This window comes from Lentzea flaviverrucosa, from assembly GCF_003350445.1.
GTDB lineage: Bacteria > Actinomycetota > Actinomycetes > Mycobacteriales > Pseudonocardiaceae > Lentzea > Lentzea californiensis.
The window spans coordinates 43,501-59,106 of the sequence record NZ_QQAU01000010.1; the positions used below are offsets into that span (position 1 = coordinate 43,501).

Here is a 15,606-nt window from a genome sequence, read left to right on the forward strand (position 1 = left end):
ACTCATGCCTCTGAGCAGGACGAACACCACGATGAACGGCATGAGCTTCTTCACCGATCCGTTCCCGTACTTCGACGAGTGGCGAGAGCGGGGTCCCGCGCTGATCGAGACCCCGGACGGCCAGAAGTCGTGGATGATCAGCCGCTACGACGACGTCGTGCAGGCTCTCAGCCACCCGGACCTCAGCAGTGCCATCATCCCCGGCGGCATGTTGAACCACATGGACCCGCCGGAGCACGCGCAGTTGCGCAAGCCCATCGCACGTGCGTTCTCCACGCGGCGGATGGAGGCCCTCCGGCCGCGCATCGAGGAGATCGCCGACGAGCTGCTCGACGCGTGGGAGGGCGCGGAGGAGGTGGACGTCATCGAGACGTTCGCCTACCCGCTGCCGATCACCGTCATCTGTGAACTCCTAGGTGTGCCCGAAGAGGACAGAGACGAGATCAGGAACCTGTCCGCGGAGCTGCTCGTGCCCGCGACCATGGCCGAGGCCTTCGGCAGGTTCGCCGCGTACGTGGAGCGCCTCGTGGCCACCAAGGAGCCCGGTGACGACGTCATCACCGAGCTCCGCGACGAACCGAACCTGGTGATGAACCTCGTGTTGCTCATCACAGCGGGCCACGAGACGACCGTGCAGCTCATCGGCAACGGACTGCTCGCCCTGCTGCGCGATCCCGCCGCGCGGCGGTCGCTGGCCGACGATCCGATCATGATTCCGGAGGCCGTCGAGGAGTTCCTGCGCCTCGACGGTCCACTGGCCATGGGGGTGAGTCGTGTCGCCACTTCCGACGTGGTGATCGGAGGGGTCACGATTCCGAAATCTTCGCAGGTCGCCGTCTCACTAGGAGCGGCGAACCGGGATCCGTCCCGGTACTCCGAACCGGACGTGCTGCAGCTGGGCCGAGACCCACACGTCGCGTTCGGTCACGGGATCCACTACTGCGTGGGAGCGCGGCTGGCTCGCATCGAGGGTGAGATCGCGTTCGGAACGCTCCTCCGGCGTTTCCCTGAACTCGTGCTCGCCGCTGAGCCCGAGTGGAGGGAGTCATTCATCCGAGGCTTGGGATCATTTCGCGTGCGACCGAAGCCCTGACGGCGGCACGGGCGGCCGACAGGTCGTCGACCGCGTAAATCTCGGGACAGGACGCGATGACGAGGTCCTTGTCCGACGCGACGGTCAGCAAAGAAACTTTCTCCGTCAACGACTTGGCTTGCCGGACAACTCCCTTGGCATCGACGCGGATCAACGTGACCCACGTCTCTGACCAGGGAAAGTCCGCTACGGCGCTGGATTTCCGCAGGCCTTCCACATCGAACTCGGCAAATCTGGGCATGACACCAAGATAACGAGTCGAGGTTGCGGAAAGTCAAAGATCACCCTTTCACCGCAATGCAGCCAGCAGATGGGACAGGTTGACGCCAACGGCGTCCGCCAACCGGCGCACGACTTCCGGAGCGGGTGCCAACGGGTGTGTCTCGCGGGTGAACGGCAGGCCTTCACCGCCTGAAAACTTCGATTGCGGCGTAACGGGCGCGAGGATCGGGTAGACGCGCCAGCGCGGCACCTTCGAGTCCGCCATGGCGAGCGTGTTCTCGTGCCACAGCATCACGGCCGATGACCGGATGTTGCGCGCGAGGACGCAGCCGTGGCCCGTGAGCGTGATCGCGCGCGCAGCAGCCCGCACCGCGTTGCGGAACTCGCCCTCCACCACCCACACGCCGTTCATGAACTCCGCGGTGAAGCCTTCCGTCTCCAGAGCGGCGATCGTCTCGGCGTGCTGGTCGTCCGCCGCGGCCGTGGCGAGCTCGATGACCTCTTGCACCTCCGAGGCCGTCACGACGCGCGCACCGCCCTCTGTGGAGGCGTACAAGAGCCGTTCCACGTGACGGTCCTCCGCGTAGGCGGCCCACTCCTGGGCCTTCTCCCACGCCGACCGTGCGATGACATCGGCCTCGGAACCACCGCGCAGGCGCGCGTCCTGCAGCAGTTGTGCGAGCACCACGGCGATGACAGAGCTCAGCAGCGCGTCGTCATGTGACTCGTCGTCCGCGGGCACTAGAGAGATGACCAGGTCGCGCAGATCGGCACGCCAGCTCTCGTCGCCCGCCCACACGCCGATGGCGAGCAGGTTCAGGTAGTGGTCCGCGAGGGCCATCCGCACGAGCAACGGCTGAGAGCCCGCTTCTCGCGCGTCGCGGCGTGCGGTGACCTTCATCTGCTGTCGTTCCGCGGGATCCACCACGCTCACGCGGATCTTGTCGAGTTCGTCGAGGAAGTCGTCCCACCGGTCATCCGAAAACCGGGCGAAGACGTCGTCCACCTGATACCTCCAGCTCAGAGTCGAGCGACGGACTCGAGTACTCGTCTGGTGCGCGCCACCTCGTGCGCGCGAAAGACCGCGGCGCCCGCCAACGCCGCGATCACGGTCGCGACGAGGGTGCCCTCGACGCGCTCGTGCAGTTCCACGCCGAGGGTCTCCCCGACGAAGTCCTTGTTGGACAGAGCCATCAGCACGGGCCACCCGGTCGCCACCAACTCGTCCGTGTGCCGCACCAGCGCGAGGCTGTGCCATGTGTTCTTGCCGAAGTCGTGTGTGGGGTCGATCAGCACGCTCTTGCGAGGCACACCGAGTGCGACCACCCTCTCCGCTCGCGACGTCGTCTCCGCGATGACGTCCGCGACGAGGTTCGGGTAACTAACCCTATGCGGACGCGTGCGGGGCACCGCACCGCCCGTGTGCGAGCAGACGTAGCCTGCGCCGTACTCCGCGGCGACCTCGGCCAGCTGCGGGTCCGCGCCCGCCCACGTGTCGTTGAGCAGGTCGGCGCCGGCCTCGCAGACGAGGCGGCCGACGTCCGCGCGCCAGGTGTCGCTGCTGATGATCAGATCCGGGTAGGCGGCGCGCACGCGGGCGATGAACGGCACGACGCGGCGCACTTCCTCGCCGGAGTCGACCAGATCGCCCGGGCCGGCCTTCACACCGCCGATGTCCACGATGTCCGCGCCCTCGTCCACGACGCGGTGCACGGCCTCCATGGCCACGTCCTCGGCGTAGGTGGCGCCCTTGTCGTAGAACGAGTCCGGGGTGCGGTTGATGATCGCCATCACCAGCGCGTGGTCGCGGACGACGGTCCGGCCGCGGAACTGGAGCTCGATCACATCCCGTGTCTACCAGGTGGTCCCCGACCTGTGCACATGGCGGACGTCTCATACTGCATGGCGTGGAACTGGTGAAAGCGGTCGATGCGCTCTGGCAGCGCGGCTGGCTGCCGTACGACGTGCGCGAGATGGTGTCGCGTTCGCTCGATGAGTCGGCCGCCTCTCTCGTGGTGGACGTGATCGCTTTGTCCTGTTCGCCGCATGCGCCGGCGACGGTGCACCCGCGGTGGCAGCGTCAGCTGGAGGAGATCGGCGCCTCGGTGTGGTGGGAGGGGCCGCTGATCGAGGCGTGGGCGACGCGTCACATCGAGACGCTCTCGTACGCGAACCGCACGGCCGCCGAGCTGCTGAAGTTCCTCGGACGGATGCCCTCGTTGCCGCAGATCCTGCCGTTGCCGGGCGACGTGCTGATGTCGGCCGTGCGCGCGGGACTGGACCCGAAGGTGCTCAACCGGGTGCGCGGCCTGCTGGCGAAGGCCGAGTCGACGGCGTTCCCCGAGGAGGCGGAGGCGCTGTCGGCCAAGGCGCAGGAGCTGATGAACCGGCACGCGCTGGAGCGGGCGATGCTCGACGCGGACCTGCCTGCTGAGGCGACGTCGCGGCGGATGTGGCTCGACAAGAGCTACTTCAAGGAGAAGTCGCAGCTCGTGCACGTCGTGTCGGAGGCCTTCCGCTCGCGGGCGGTGGCTTACGACAGCTTCGGGTTCATCGCGCTCGTCGGTGACGAGGTCGACCTGGAGAGCGTGGAGCTGCTGTCGACGTCTCTGCTCGTGCAGGCGACACGGGCGATGGTCGCCGTCGGCGGACGGGCCGGCAAGGGCAGCGAGGCGCGCTCGCGGCCGTTCCGGAAGTCGTTCCTGGTGGCGTACGCGTCGCGGATCGGGGAGAGGCTGGAGGCGATGGCCGCCGCACCCGCCGCTCCGGACGACCCGATCGCCTCGGACGAGCGGTTGCTGCCGGTGCTCGCGGACCGCAAGCAGGCCGTGGACACGCTGTTCGAGCAGATGTTCACGCGGACGCGCACCTCGCGCGTGACGGTGCGGTCTGCCGCGGGGTGGGGCGCGGGGCGCGCCGCCGCGGACGCCGCCGACATCGGGACCGCCCGGAAGTCCGTGACCTCGGGCTAGGGCGTGGCCACCACCCCTTCGAGTGAACTCCCCGCAGCACAACGGTCCCAGGCGCCCAACCCCGGAAAAACCGTCAGACCCCCTCCCTAACGTCGACCCCATGACATCCACCTTCCACAACGAGATCAAGCTCGGCGAGGTCAACTACCGGCTGAGCGCGACGACCGACTCCGACGAGTCGATGGTGCTCGACCTGCGCGGCTCACTCGACTCGGGCGAGGTGGTCGCGGACGGCCGCCTCCGCCTGCCGGTCGAGGGCGGCGTCACGGTCGGCAAGCTCCTCGCGCGGGTCCTGGGCGCCCACTCGCGCCTGCGCACCCGCCCGTCCCGCCACGCGAACGCCAACCAGCCCTGGACCGAAGCCCTCGACACCGACCTGCGCGCCGCCTGGCTCACCCCGTCCGAGACCGACTCCCCGAAACTGATCAGGTCCCTGGCCGACGCCATGGAGCGCTCCCCCACGGCCATCCGGGCCCGCCTCGCCAGGGTGGGCTGCGACCCGGACGTGCCGGGCCGCGAACTCTCCGCGACAGCCGCCGTGCTCCTAGGGCGTGTCCCGTAAGTCTCGTCCGCGACAGTCGCGGCCGAGGGCCCCGGAGGCGGCACCGCCGCAACACCCGAATACGCCCGGTATGAGGGCGCCGCGGCGGCACCGCCTCCGGGTCTCTCGACCGCGACTCTCATCGAACGGACTTACGGGACACGCGCCCTTGGGGGCGAACTCAGGGGGCGTTCAGGGGAAGACCTGATTCGCGAACCCGCAGCACAGCGGACTCTGGAGTGACAGGCATTCAGAGTCGCAGGGGGTACGCAGTGGAGATCGACGGCTTGTTCACCGCACTGCTCTTCGGAGCGGTCATCGGCGGCTTGGGCCGCCTGGTGATCCCGGGCAGGCAACACGTGTCGCTCCTCGCGACCGTCCTCGTGGGCATCGTCGCCGCCCTGCTGGGCACCGCGGCCGCCACGGTCCTGGGCGTGGCCGACACCGGGGGGATCGACTGGATCGAGCTGGCTCTGCAGGTGGGCCTCGCCGGCGCCGGCGTGACCCTGTGGGCCAACCGCTCCCAGCAGAAGCTCGTCCACTGACCCCAGGGCAACCGACAGACCCGATTCGCTCGCCCTCCGCGCGCCCACAAGCCACCGCGCCCGGACCGCGCAGCGACCAACGGGTCCGCCGCCGGAACGCTCGCCTACTCCTCGGGCTTCAGTGAGAGGTAGGCCGGGCGCAACAGGCCGGCCAGGGACGACCCGCCCACGGTGATCGGCACGCCGTCGAGCTGATCGAGCACCGCGTCGGTGCGCACCGCCGCCGTGGGGTCTCCGAAGTGGAGGTTCGACGTGGTCTGCCGCTGCCAGAACGTGTCCAGGCACCTCGTCAGCGGCGGCGCCTCTTCGCGGACCACGGTGGCACGCACCGTGCCGCGCAGCGCGCGGAGACGGTCGAGCAGGTCCTCACGGCTGCGGCCACGCCAGGCGAGGATCTCGAAGGGATCGTTGTCGAACGACTCGGCGAGGAGGTAACAGGTGGCGGCGAGGTGCTTGCACGGCACCTCCCAGTCCGGGCAGCTGCAGTCCATCGTCAGCTCGCGCTGCGTCGCGGGGAAGAGCCGCAGTCCCAGCGACGCGAACAGGGTCTCGATGTCGGCGGGCATCTCGCCGGCCAGCAGTTTCGCCGCGTACAGGGCCTTGCCGGCCAGCGCGTGCTCGATGCGCTGCCACTCCTGGCCGGTGAACGACTTGATCGCGATCCGCGTCTTGTACGGCGTGGGGCGCGAGCCCTGCACCAAGGCGATGACCATGCTCGTGGACAGCGACAACGACAGCACCTGGCCCTGCCGCGCGTAGTTGCGGCCCCGGGTCAGGCGGCCGCCCATGCCGAACGACTCCAGCACCTCGATGAACCGGCGCGACCACCAGGTGGCGCCGATGTCGCCGCGCTTGCTCTTGGCCTTGAGACCGTTGTCCACCTTGATGGTCTTGCCGTACCGGGGCCGTTCGCCGGACCAGTGCTCACTCACCGATGGCCTCCCCGGACAACGTCAGCAGGTCGCGCAGCTGCGCGGTGGACAGGTCGGTGAGCCAGTTCTCGCCGGCGCCGACCACCAGCTGGGCCAGGGCGCGCTTCTCCTCGATCATGGCGTCGATGCGTTCCTCCAGCGTGCCGATGCACACGAACTTGCGCACCTGCACGTTGCGGCGCTGGCCGATCCGGAACGCGCGGTCGGTCGCCTGGTCCTCGACCGCCGGGTTCCACCAGCGGTCCAGGTGGATCACGTGGTTCGCGGCGGTGAGGTTGAGGCCGGTGCCGCCGGCCTTGAGCGACAACAGGAACAGCGACGGGCCCTTGCTGTCCTGGAAGCGCTCCACCATGCGGTCGCGGGAGGCCTTGTTCGTGCCGCCGTGCAGGAACATCACCTCGGTGTCGAAGCGCGCGGCCAGGTACGGCACGAGCATGCTGCCGAACTCGGTGAACTGCGTGAAGCACAACGCTTTGTCGCCCTCGGCGAGCACTTCCTCGAGCACCTCCTCCAGGCGCGCGAGCTTGCCGGAGCGGCCGGCGACGCGGGAGCCGTCGCCGAGGAAGTGGGCGGGGTGGTTGCAGACCTGCTTGAGCTTCGACATGGTCGCGAGCACGAGTCCCCGTCGCTCGACGCCCTCGTCCGCTTCCTCGATCTTCTCGAGCATGTCGTTGACGACGGCCTGGTAGAGCGAGGCCTGCTCGGGGGTGAGGTTGCAGAGCTGGCGCATCTCGACCTTGTCCGGCAGGTCGCTGATGATGCGCGGATCGGTCTTCACACGGCGCAGCACGAAAGGGTTGGTGATCTTGCGAAGGCGGGCGGCGGCGTCCTGGTCGTTGTGGCGCTCCACCGGGACGGCGAAGCGGGCGCGGAACGTGTTGACCGTGCCGAGCACACCGGGATTGGCGAAGTCCATGATCGACCAGAGCTCGGCCAGGCGGTTCTCGACGGGCGTGCCGGTGAGCGCGACGCGATGCCGTGCCTTGAGCTGGCGCACCGCCTGGGACTGGCGGGTCGCGCTGTTCTTGATGTTCTGCGCCTCGTCCAGCACCACGCGGTCGAAGGTGAGCTCGCTCAACGCGTCGGCGTCGCGGGCGGCCAGCGAGTAGGTGGTGAGGATCAGGTCATGGCTTTCCACGGCTTCGCGCAACGCGTCACCGTTCAGGCGGTCCGCGCCGTGGTGCACGTGCACCGAGAGGCCTGGGGTGAACCGTGCCGCCTCGCGTTGCCAGTTGCCGACGACCGACATCGGGCAGATCAGCAACGTGGGCGGCCTCTTGCCGTGGGCGCGGTTCAAGGCTTCCAGCGCCAGCAGCTGAACGGTCTTGCCCAGGCCCATGTCGTCGGCCAGGCACGCGCCCAGGCCGATCTTGTCGAGGAACGCGAGCCAGGCCAGGCCGCGCTGCTGGTACGGGCGCAGCCGCGCGCCGAAGTTCTCCGGCGGATCGACGGGTTCGAGCTGCTCGTCGGCCTTGCCGGACAACAGGTCGCCGAGCCAGCCGTCCGCCTCGACGGACACCAGCGGGAGCGGCAGGCTCTCGTCCTCCGCCGTGAGTCCACTGTGGAGCATGACCTCGACGGCGGTCATCTGGCCACCGCCGCGCTTGAGGAACGCGAGTCCGGCGGCGAGCCGCTTCTGGTCGACCTGCACCCACTGGCCGCGCACCTTGACCAGCGGCACCTTCGCCCTGGCCAGTTCGGCGAGCTCGGCGTCGGTCAGCGTGTCCTCGCCGAGGGCGAGCTCCCACTTGTAGTCCACGATGGACTTCAAGCCGATCTCGCTCTCCTTGGCGACGGTTCCGGCCGTGCCGCGGCTCTTCGTGGTGAGTTTCAGACCGAGCCTCGTCGTCTGCTGCCACCACGACGGCAGCAGCACGCCGAACCCGGCCTGCGCCAGCACCGGCGCGGCGGTCAGGAACCGGTACGCGCCCTCCGCGCTGACCTCCATCTCGGCGGGGTGCGAGCCGCGCAACGCCTCGTCCAGGTCGGGGTGCAGCTTGCTCGCGCGGCCCAGATCGGCCAGCAGGTGTTCCTGCGGTGCCGGGATCCAGCGCCGCAGGACGCCGTCGTCCGCGAACCAGACCTGTTGCGCGGGCACGAGAACGCTCGGCTCGTCGACGGCCTGCAGGAGGAACTCGACGGCCCACCCGTCGTCGTTGCGCTGCTCCGGCGAGCGCAGCCGGAAGCAGGTGCGCACAGGGCTTTCGTTGCCCGCGCTGTCGCGCCAGCGGTCCAGTTGCTCGCGCAGTTCGTAGAGCTCGACGGGGTCCGCGTCGAACGCGGGTTCACCGGTCAACGCGTCGAGCCAGGACTCCGCCGTCGTCACCTGGCCGCGTCGTGCCGGGGCGAGAGTCGTGCCGCTCAACCGGCTCCGCACCTGTTCGTCGACCGCGGTCGTCAGCGCCGCGCGCACGAGTTCCGCAGGGTCGCCGACGATCTGCTCGCACCTGCAGGCGGGCGGCATCGCGGCCTGCAGCGCCGCGAACCGCGCCGAGTCCGTCCCCGAGAGCACCGGTGCCCACCGCGCGACGGCCCGCTCGGGTGCGACCGACGGCAGCACGCGGCCGCGGTCGACCAGGTCGGCGGCGAACCCGGCCACGTCGAACACGAACCGCGCGGAGTCGCTCAGTCGCACCTCGGCAGCGCGCTCCGGGGCACCGTCGAGGCGGATCGTGGGCACGCCCCACTGCCGCAGCTGCACCTTGCCGCGCTGCGCTCGTCCCGCCGCCAGTGGGTCGCGCACCAGTTCGGGCGACGCCATCGGTCCCGACGCGAACGACGGCAGGAGCAACGCCCGCGTGGTCGTTTTGCGCGGTTCCTGCCCGAGCGCGGCGGCCAGCGATTCGGCCGACGCCGCGAAGGGGTGCGGTGCGTCCCGTCGCGTGCTCTCACTGCGTGCAGGCAGCCCGGAGTCCTCGGCCCACAGCGCGAGAACGCCGTCGGTCGTGCACAGGCCATGCAGTACGAGCACCTCTGAACCCTATGTGCTCACATTGGCGCCATGGTCGAAGACTCCCCTGTCGTGCTGGACGGTCAGTCCCTCAGCGCCGACGACGTGGTGCGCGTCGCGCGGTACCACTCGCCGGTGGAGCTGCACGCTGATGGTGTCGCACGCCTCGAAGCGTCGTGGGGTGCCAGCCAGCGCCTTGTGGTGCGACGACAGGTGTACGGCCGCACGACCGGAGTCGGCGCGAACCGCGACCAGATCGTCAGCACGGAGGGCTGGGCCGAGCACGGCCTGCGCCTGCTGCGCAGCCACGCGGGCGGGCTCGGCGGCATGCTCCCCGAGGAGCAGGTGCGCGCCATGATGGTCGTGCGCCTCAACCAGCTCCTCGCGGGCGGCGCCGGCGTGCGCAGAGCCGTGGCGGACGCGCTGCTCGCCGCACTGAACAGCAGCTGCTACCCCGGTGTCCACGAGTACGGCGCCATCGGCACGGGCGACCTGACCGCCCTCGCCGAGACCGGCCTGACCCTGCTCGGCGAGCGCTACTGGCTCGGCTCCACGCAGACCCCCGACCCGATCGAGCTCGACTCGGGCGACGCGCTGGCGTTGATCAGCAGCAACGCCCTCACCATCGGCATGGCGGGCCTGGCCTGGCAGGACGCGCACCAGCTCCTCAAGGCCACGCACGTCGTCGCCGCGCTGTCGTTCCTCGCCGTGGACGGAGCCGCCGAGGCCTACGACGAACGCGTCCACCTCGGTCGCCCCCACCCGGGACAGGTGGCGGTGGCCGCCGAGATGCGCCGCCTGATCGGCGAACCACCACGCCCGCCCGCGCGCATCCAGGACCCGTTCGGCTACCGCTGCTTCCCGCAGATCCACGGCCCGGCCGTCGACGCCGCGACCGACCTGGGCCGCGTGCTCGACGTCGAGTTCAACGCCGCCGCCGAGAACCCGCTGATCGTCTCCGACCACTTCGGCCCGGAGGACGACGCCGCCTACCACCACGGCGCGTTCCACAGCGCGTACCTGGGCCAGGCGCTCGACCGGCTCCGGCTCTCGATGCTGCACACCGGCCACATCTCGACCGCCCGCCTGGCCACGCTCGTCGAGCCGAGCTTCACCGGCCTGCGCCCGTTCCTCGCCGAGGGCGTGCCCGGCAGTTCGGGCGTGATGATCCTCGAGTACAGCGCCAACTCCGCGCTGGCCGAGGTCCGCACCCTCGCCGAACCCGCGAGCATCGGCAACGCCGTCGTGTCGCGCGGCCAGGAGGAGAACTCGAGCTTCGCCTTCCAGTCCGCGTCCCAGGCCCTGCGCTCGCTGAGCGCGTTCCGCCTCGTCCTGGCCTGCGAGGTCGTGGCCGCCGTCCGCGCCCTGCGGCTACGCGGCATCACGCCTCAGACCCCGTCGCTGCGGGCCGCCTTCGAGACCGCCGAGTCGAAGCTCAACCCGGACATGTCCGACCGCCAGCTCAGCCCGGACGTCGAGGTCGCCTCCGCGCTGCTGGACGACTTCGCCGCCTGCTGAGATCCGGGCTTGATCTCCACCAAACTGGAGCTTTTACGGTGGGACGAGCCAGGTTGATCTAGGTGGGGGATGTGGTTGCGGTGCGTGCTGTCCGTGTGCACGAGTTCGGTGGTCCCGAGGTTCTCCGCGCGGAGGAGGTTCCCGCGCCGGTGGCAGGTCCGGGGCAGGTGGTGGTGGGCGTGGAGGTCGCCGACGTGATCTTCCTCGACACCCTGCTGCGCAACGGCTGGGGCGGCGAGTACTTCCCGCTGACCCTTCCTTACGTGCCAGGCGGAGGCGGTGCGGGCCACGTGCTCTCGGTCGGCGAAGGCGTGGACCCGGCGTGGGTGGGCCGGCACGTCATCAGCCGCGGACCGGGCGGCTACGCGGAGCAGATGCTCTTCCCCGCCGAGGAGATCGTCGCCGTGCCCGACGGCCTGGGCTCGGCCGAGGCGGCGGCCCTGGTGCACGACGGCGTCACCGCACTCATGCTCGCCCGCCGCGTGGAGGTCGAGAAGGACGACTGGGTCCTGGTGGCAGCCGCGACGGGCGGCGCGGGTTCGCTGCTCGTACAACTCCTGCGCGACGCGGGCGCACGAGTCGTCGCGGCGGCCCGCGGCGAGCGCAAGCTCGCCCTGAGCCGCGAACTGGGCGCGGACCTGGCCGTCGACTACTCGCTGGACGGCTGGCAGAACCGGGTCCGCGACGCGACGGGCGGCGTGAGCCTGGCCTTCGACGGCGCGGGAGGCCTACTCGGCAGGGCCGTGTTCGAGACGGTGGCCGACGGCGGCCGCTTCGTCACCTACGGCACGTCGGACGGCTTCGCCGACATCGACCCGGACCTGGCGGCCCGCAGGCAAGTGCACGTGGACAACGCGCTGGCGGCCGGCCCACCCGACCCGGCGACCGTGCGCGCACTCCTCACGGACGCACTCACTCTCACCGCGCAGGGCAGGCTCCGGCCGGTGATCGGCGCGACGTACCCGTTGGCGGAGGCCGAGAAGGCTCACCGCTCGCTCGAAGAGCGCACCACCCTCGGCAAGTCGCTGCTGCTGGTCTGACCGCTCGCGCGACCGGGGTTGGACTCGGCCAGGGCGGGTGGACGTGTGGCGGCGGTCGCCGGGAGTGGCGGCTGCGGTCGAGGCGGCAGCGGCCGGAACGGCGCGGGCAGGGTGACGGCAGCCGAAGCATCGGCAAGCCGGTAGCGGAGCAGCGGCAACCGGTGTGACGGCGGCACCTGGAGTGGCAGCAGGCAAGCGGCATCTGCTTCCTGGCCCACAAGGTTGCTGGATGGCTGAACTGCGACTGCTGCAGTCACCGCCCCACCCCAGTCACAGCCCTGCAGCGGCTGCCGCCCTACCCGGTCACCACCTCACTTCGGTCACTGCCCCACTTCGGTCACTGCCCCACACCGGTCACAGCCCCACACCGGTCACAGCCCCACACCGGTCACAGCCCCACACCGGTCACAGCCCCACACCGGTCACAGCGGCTGCCGGCTACACCAGCCGCCCTGCAGCCACGGCGACCACCGGGCAGTCGGCCGTCGCCGGGTTGCGCCGCCATCCCCGGTGCGGCGCGACCCGGCCAGGCGGGGGCGTCAGCCTCCCGCCACCGACGGCAGGATCTGGATCTCCGCGCCCGACGGGAGTGGGGTGGCGGGACCGGCCAGGCGGCGACATTCCTCGCCGTTGACGTAGAAGTTCACGTAGCGGCGCAGGCCGGCGCGTTCGTCGCGCAGGCGGCGGTCGAGCAGAGGGTAGGTGTCCGCCAGGACGTCGAGGGCCGCTCCCAGGGTGGCCGGGTCCGGGACTTCCACGTCCAGGTGGGCGGCGCCGTCGGTGGCGGCGCGGAGGACACCTGGGATCAGGACCTTCACCTTCACGTCGGGATCACCACCGCTCGGACCGACATCACGTCCGGGAGGTGGGCTGCCACCCGGTGCCAGGTCTCGCCCTCGTCGGGGCTGGCGTAGACCTCGCCCGAGCGGGAGCCGAAGTAGACGCCGGGGACGTCGGCGTCGTCCGTGCACAGGGCGTCGCGCATCACCGCCGTCCAGAAGTCGTCGGGCAGGCCTTCGCCGAGGGCCTGCCAGGTGGCGCCCGCGTCCTGGGAGCGGTAGACGCGGCACTTGCCCTCCGGCGGGAAGCGGCGGCCGTCCGCCTCGATCGGGAACGTGAAGATCGTGTCCGGGTCGTGGGGGTGGACGACCATCGCGAAGCCGAAGTCCGTCGGGAGGCCCTCGGCGATGGACTGCCAGGTGTCGCCTCCGTCGTCGCTGCGGTAGACGCCGTGGTGGTTCTGGGCGTAGAAGCGCGAAGGCGACGCCGGGTGCTGGGCCACCTTGTGGACGCACTGGCCGAACTCCGGCCACGGGTCCGGGAAGAAGTACGCCTTGATGCCCTTGTTGCGGGCCTCCCAGGACTTGCCGCCGTCGGCGGTGCGGTAGACGCCGCCGGTCGACATCGCGACCAGCACCCGGTCCGGGTCGACCGGGTCGGGCACGATCGTGTGCACGGCCTGGCCGCCGAAGCCCGCCTCCCACTCCGGGCGGTGCGGGTGGTTCCACAGACCTTCGACGAACTCGAACGAACGGCCGCCGTCCGACGATCTGAACAGCGCCGACGGCTGGGTGCCCGCCCAGACCACGCCCGGTTGCGAGGCGGGAGCGGGCTGGAGCTGCCAGACGCGTTCGAGGGCCGCGTCGTCGACCGGGAACGCGATCGGCGGCGTGGACGACTCCTCCCAGGTGGCCCCCAGGTCGTCCGAGATGGACACTCCGGGACCGAAGTGCGGTGAGGACACGCCCGCCATCAGGCGGAGGCCCGCACGAGCGTCGAACGCGACCGCGTACACCTCCTGCATCGCGTGGTGCGGCCCGTCGACCTGCCACGAGACCCGGTCCTCACTGCGGGCGAGCCACAGCCCCTTGCGCGTACCGATCGCCACGACCACCGTCATCGCAACGCAGCCTCCCTGTCCCAGAAGATGTGATGCGGAGCACGTTACGCCGGGGGTCTGACAATTTCCGGGCACGAGGGAAACCCCACGTAGACCCACAAGTTACTCACTGGTAGCGTCCGAAAGAAGAGACGCAAGGAGGCGCCAGTGCTGCTCGACCCGAACCACTACGACCCCGCCCACCTCGACGACGAGACGCGGCGCCTGCTCAGGGCGACCGTCGACTGGTTCGAGGCCCGCGGCAAGCGGCAGCTCATCGCGGACGCGCAGGACAAGGTCTGGTACACCGAGTTCCTCGACTTCGTGAAGCGCGAGAAGCTCTTCGCCACCTTCTGCACGCCCGCGAGCGTGGACGGCACCAAGCGCTGGGACGCCGCCCGCAACGCCGCGTTCAGCGAGGTGCTCGGCTTCTACGGCCTGCAGTACTGGTACGCCTGGCAGGTCACGGTCCTCGGCCTCGGCCCAATCTGGATGAGCGGCAACGAGGAGGCCAAGCAGAAGGCCGCGGCACTCCTCGACAGCGGCGCGGTCTTCGCGTTCGGACTGTCCGAGAAGGAGCACGGTGCCGACGTCTACAGCACCGACATGATCGTCACGAAGACGGAGACCGGCTACACGGCCACCGGCAGCAAGTACTACATCGGCAACGGCAACGTCGCCGGCATGGTCAGCGTCTTCGGCAAGCTCGCGGACTCCGACGAGTACGTCTTCTTCGCGGTCGACAGCCAGCACGAGAACTTCCACCTCGTGAAGAACGTCGTCGACAGCCAGATGTTCGTGAGCGAGTTCCGCCTCGACGGATACCCCCTCACCGACGCCGACGTACTGCACCGCGGCCCCGACGCGTTCTCCGCCGCGCTCAACACCGTCAACGTCGGCAAGTTCAACCTCTGCACGGCCAGCATCGGCATCTGCGAGCACTCGTTCTACGAGGCGATCACGCACGCCCACAACCGGATCCTCTACGGCAACCCGGTCACGAACTTCCCGCACGTGCGCCAGAACTTCGTCGACGCCTACGCGCGCCTGACCGCGATGAAGCTCTTCGCGGACCGCAGCGTCGACTACTTCCGCAGCGCCGGCGAGAACGACCGCCGCTACCTGCTCTTCAACCCCATCACCAAGATGAAGGTGACGAGCGAGGGCGAGAACGTCATCGACCTGCTCTGGGACGTGATCGCGGCCAAGGGTTTCGAGAAGGACACCTACTTCACCCGCGCCACGGCCGACATCCGCGCACTGCCCAAGCTCGAGGGCACCGTGCACGTGAACCTGGCCCTGGTGCTCAAGTTCATGCCGAACTACCTGTTCAACCCCAAGGCCTACGACGAGGTCCCGACGCGCCACGACGCGACGGACGACGACTTCTTCTGGCACCAGGGCCCCGCGCGCGGTCTCGGCAAGGTCCAGTTCCACGACTGGGAGCCGGTCTACACCGAGCACGCCCACCTGCCCAACGTGGCGCTGTTCCACGAGCAGGCCAGGGCCATCAAGACGCTGCTGACGACGGCGGCGCCGGACGAGGCCCAGCAGAAGGACCTCGACTTCCTGCTCAACCTCGGCCACCTCTTCACCCTGGTCGTCTACGGCCAGCTGGTCCTGGAACAGGCGAAGATCACGAACACCGACCAGCACGTGCTCGACCAGATCTTCGACGTCCTGGTCCGCGACTTCGCCGGGTACGCGACCGCCCTGCACGGCAAGGCCAGCAGCACCGAGGCGCAGCAGCAGTGGGCGGTGGGGCAGATCCGCAAGCCGCACGTCGACCAGGCCCGTTTCGACGCCGTCTGGCAGCAGGTGGAAGCGCTCTCCGGCCAGTACGAGATGCGCCCCTAGTGTGGTGGCCACGAACCTTTACCCGGTATTTCGCCGGTCAGACGGGTGCATCGCGGT

At 69.8% G+C, this 15,606-nt stretch carries 14 protein-coding genes; 7 read left to right on the plus strand and 7 right to left on the minus strand.

Features of this window, described 5'->3' with window-relative positions; genetic code table 11:
• Positions 1-4 precede the first annotated feature (4 nt).
• Positions 5-1,093: a cytochrome P450 family protein gene (locus DFR72_RS28135; protein ID WP_170176421.1), complete on the plus strand. Its 1,089-nt coding sequence runs from the start codon at positions 5-7 to the stop codon at positions 1,091-1,093.
• Here DFR72_RS28135 and DFR72_RS28140 read toward each other — a convergent pair.
• Genes DFR72_RS28140 through folP form a run of 3 tightly spaced genes read right to left on the minus strand, consistent with a single transcriptional unit; the run spans position 1,050 to position 3,160 of the window.
• Positions 1,050-1,334, minus strand: coding sequence for a hypothetical protein (locus DFR72_RS28140; protein WP_084401906.1), 285 nt, complete (start codon positions 1,332-1,334; stop codon positions 1,050-1,052). The two genes, DFR72_RS28135 and DFR72_RS28140, sit on opposite strands and share 44 nt — an antisense overlap.
• Before the next feature lie 48 nt (positions 1,335-1,382).
• Entirely contained in the window at positions 1,383-2,321 is a 939-nt protein-coding gene (locus DFR72_RS28145; protein WP_090068496.1) for a hypothetical protein, read from the minus strand.
• Positions 2,322-2,335: 14 nt separating this feature from the next.
• Entirely contained in the window at positions 2,336-3,160 is an 825-nt protein-coding gene (gene folP / locus DFR72_RS28150) for a dihydropteroate synthase (protein ID WP_090068494.1), read from the minus strand.
• A 62-nt stretch (positions 3,161-3,222) separates the two neighbouring features.
• Here folP and DFR72_RS28155 point away from each other — a divergent pair, with 62 nt between their 5' ends.
• From DFR72_RS28155 to DFR72_RS28165, 3 genes are all read left to right on the plus strand, one after another.
• A complete protein-coding gene (locus tag DFR72_RS28155) occupies positions 3,223-4,287 on the plus strand; it encodes a DUF2786 domain-containing protein (RefSeq protein WP_090068492.1) in 1,065 nt (354 codons plus the stop codon).
• A gap of 100 nt (positions 4,288-4,387) precedes the next feature.
• Positions 4,388-4,849: a hypothetical protein gene (locus tag DFR72_RS28160; RefSeq protein ID WP_090068490.1), complete on the plus strand. Its 462-nt coding sequence runs from the start codon at positions 4,388-4,390 to the stop codon at positions 4,847-4,849.
• 251 nt (positions 4,850-5,100) lie between these two features.
• The gene (locus DFR72_RS28165) at positions 5,101-5,373 is read left to right on the plus strand and encodes a GlsB/YeaQ/YmgE family stress response membrane protein (RefSeq protein ID WP_090068488.1); all 273 of its coding nucleotides are present in this window, start codon (positions 5,101-5,103) and stop codon (positions 5,371-5,373) included.
• Between the two features lie 104 nt (positions 5,374-5,477).
• On the opposite strand, the gene DFR72_RS28170 is transcribed toward DFR72_RS28165, so the two are convergent.
• Both DFR72_RS28170 and DFR72_RS28175 read right to left on the minus strand, forming a co-directional pair.
• Complete coding sequence (locus tag DFR72_RS28170) at positions 5,478-6,305, minus strand: SWIM zinc finger family protein (protein ID WP_090068486.1); 828 nt, start codon at positions 6,303-6,305, stop codon at positions 5,478-5,480.
• Positions 6,298-9,276 (minus strand): DEAD/DEAH box helicase, encoded by a 2,979-nt coding sequence (locus DFR72_RS28175; RefSeq protein ID WP_090068484.1) that lies wholly within the window; start codon positions 9,274-9,276, stop codon positions 6,298-6,300. Before DFR72_RS28175 ends, DFR72_RS28170 begins: the two co-directional genes overlap by 8 nt.
• 30 nt (positions 9,277-9,306) lie before the next feature.
• Here DFR72_RS28175 and DFR72_RS28180 point away from each other — a divergent pair, with 30 nt between their 5' ends.
• Both DFR72_RS28180 and DFR72_RS28185 read left to right on the plus strand, forming a co-directional pair.
• Positions 9,307-10,773 carry an aromatic amino acid ammonia-lyase gene (locus DFR72_RS28180; RefSeq protein WP_090068482.1) on the plus strand — a complete coding sequence of 489 codons (1,467 nt, stop codon included), beginning with the start codon at positions 9,307-9,309 and terminating at the stop codon, positions 10,771-10,773.
• 80 nt (positions 10,774-10,853) lie between these two features.
• Positions 10,854-11,813, plus strand: coding sequence for a zinc-binding dehydrogenase (locus tag DFR72_RS28185; RefSeq protein WP_090068480.1), 960 nt, complete (start codon positions 10,854-10,856; stop codon positions 11,811-11,813).
• Between the two features lie 539 nt (positions 11,814-12,352).
• On the opposite strand, the gene DFR72_RS28190 is transcribed toward DFR72_RS28185, so the two are convergent.
• Positions 12,353-12,637: a MoaD/ThiS family protein gene (locus DFR72_RS28190; RefSeq protein WP_090068478.1), complete on the minus strand. Its 285-nt coding sequence runs from the start codon at positions 12,635-12,637 to the stop codon at positions 12,353-12,355.
• The gene (locus DFR72_RS28195) at positions 12,634-13,713 is read right to left on the minus strand and encodes a WD40/YVTN/BNR-like repeat-containing protein (RefSeq protein ID WP_090068476.1); all 1,080 of its coding nucleotides are present in this window, start codon (positions 13,711-13,713) and stop codon (positions 12,634-12,636) included. Before DFR72_RS28195 ends, DFR72_RS28190 begins: the two co-directional genes overlap by 4 nt.
• Positions 13,714-13,860: 147 nt before the next feature.
• On the opposite strand from DFR72_RS28195, the gene DFR72_RS28200 reads away from it, so the two are divergent.
• Positions 13,861-15,549 carry an acyl-CoA dehydrogenase family protein gene (locus DFR72_RS28200; RefSeq protein ID WP_090068474.1) on the plus strand — a complete coding sequence of 563 codons (1,689 nt, stop codon included), beginning with the start codon at positions 13,861-13,863 and terminating at the stop codon, positions 15,547-15,549.
• The last annotated feature ends 57 nt before the right edge of the window (positions 15,550-15,606 follow it).

Coding starts and splice junctions, on each gene's coding strand:
- DFR72_RS28160 (WP_090068490.1), top strand. CDS start 4,388: ATGACATCCACCTTCCACAACGAGATCAAGCTCGGCGAGGTCAACTAC.
- DFR72_RS28135 (WP_170176421.1), top strand. CDS start 5: ATGCCTCTGAGCAGGACGAACACCACGATGAACGGCATGAGCTTCTTC.
- DFR72_RS28140 (WP_084401906.1), bottom strand. CDS start 1,334: ATGCCCAGATTTGCCGAGTTCGATGTGGAAGGCCTGCGGAAATCCAGC.
- DFR72_RS28180 (WP_090068482.1), top strand. CDS start 9,307: ATGGTCGAAGACTCCCCTGTCGTGCTGGACGGTCAGTCCCTCAGCGCC.
- DFR72_RS28195 (WP_090068476.1), bottom strand. CDS start 13,713: ATGACGGTGGTCGTGGCGATCGGTACGCGCAAGGGGCTGTGGCTCGCC.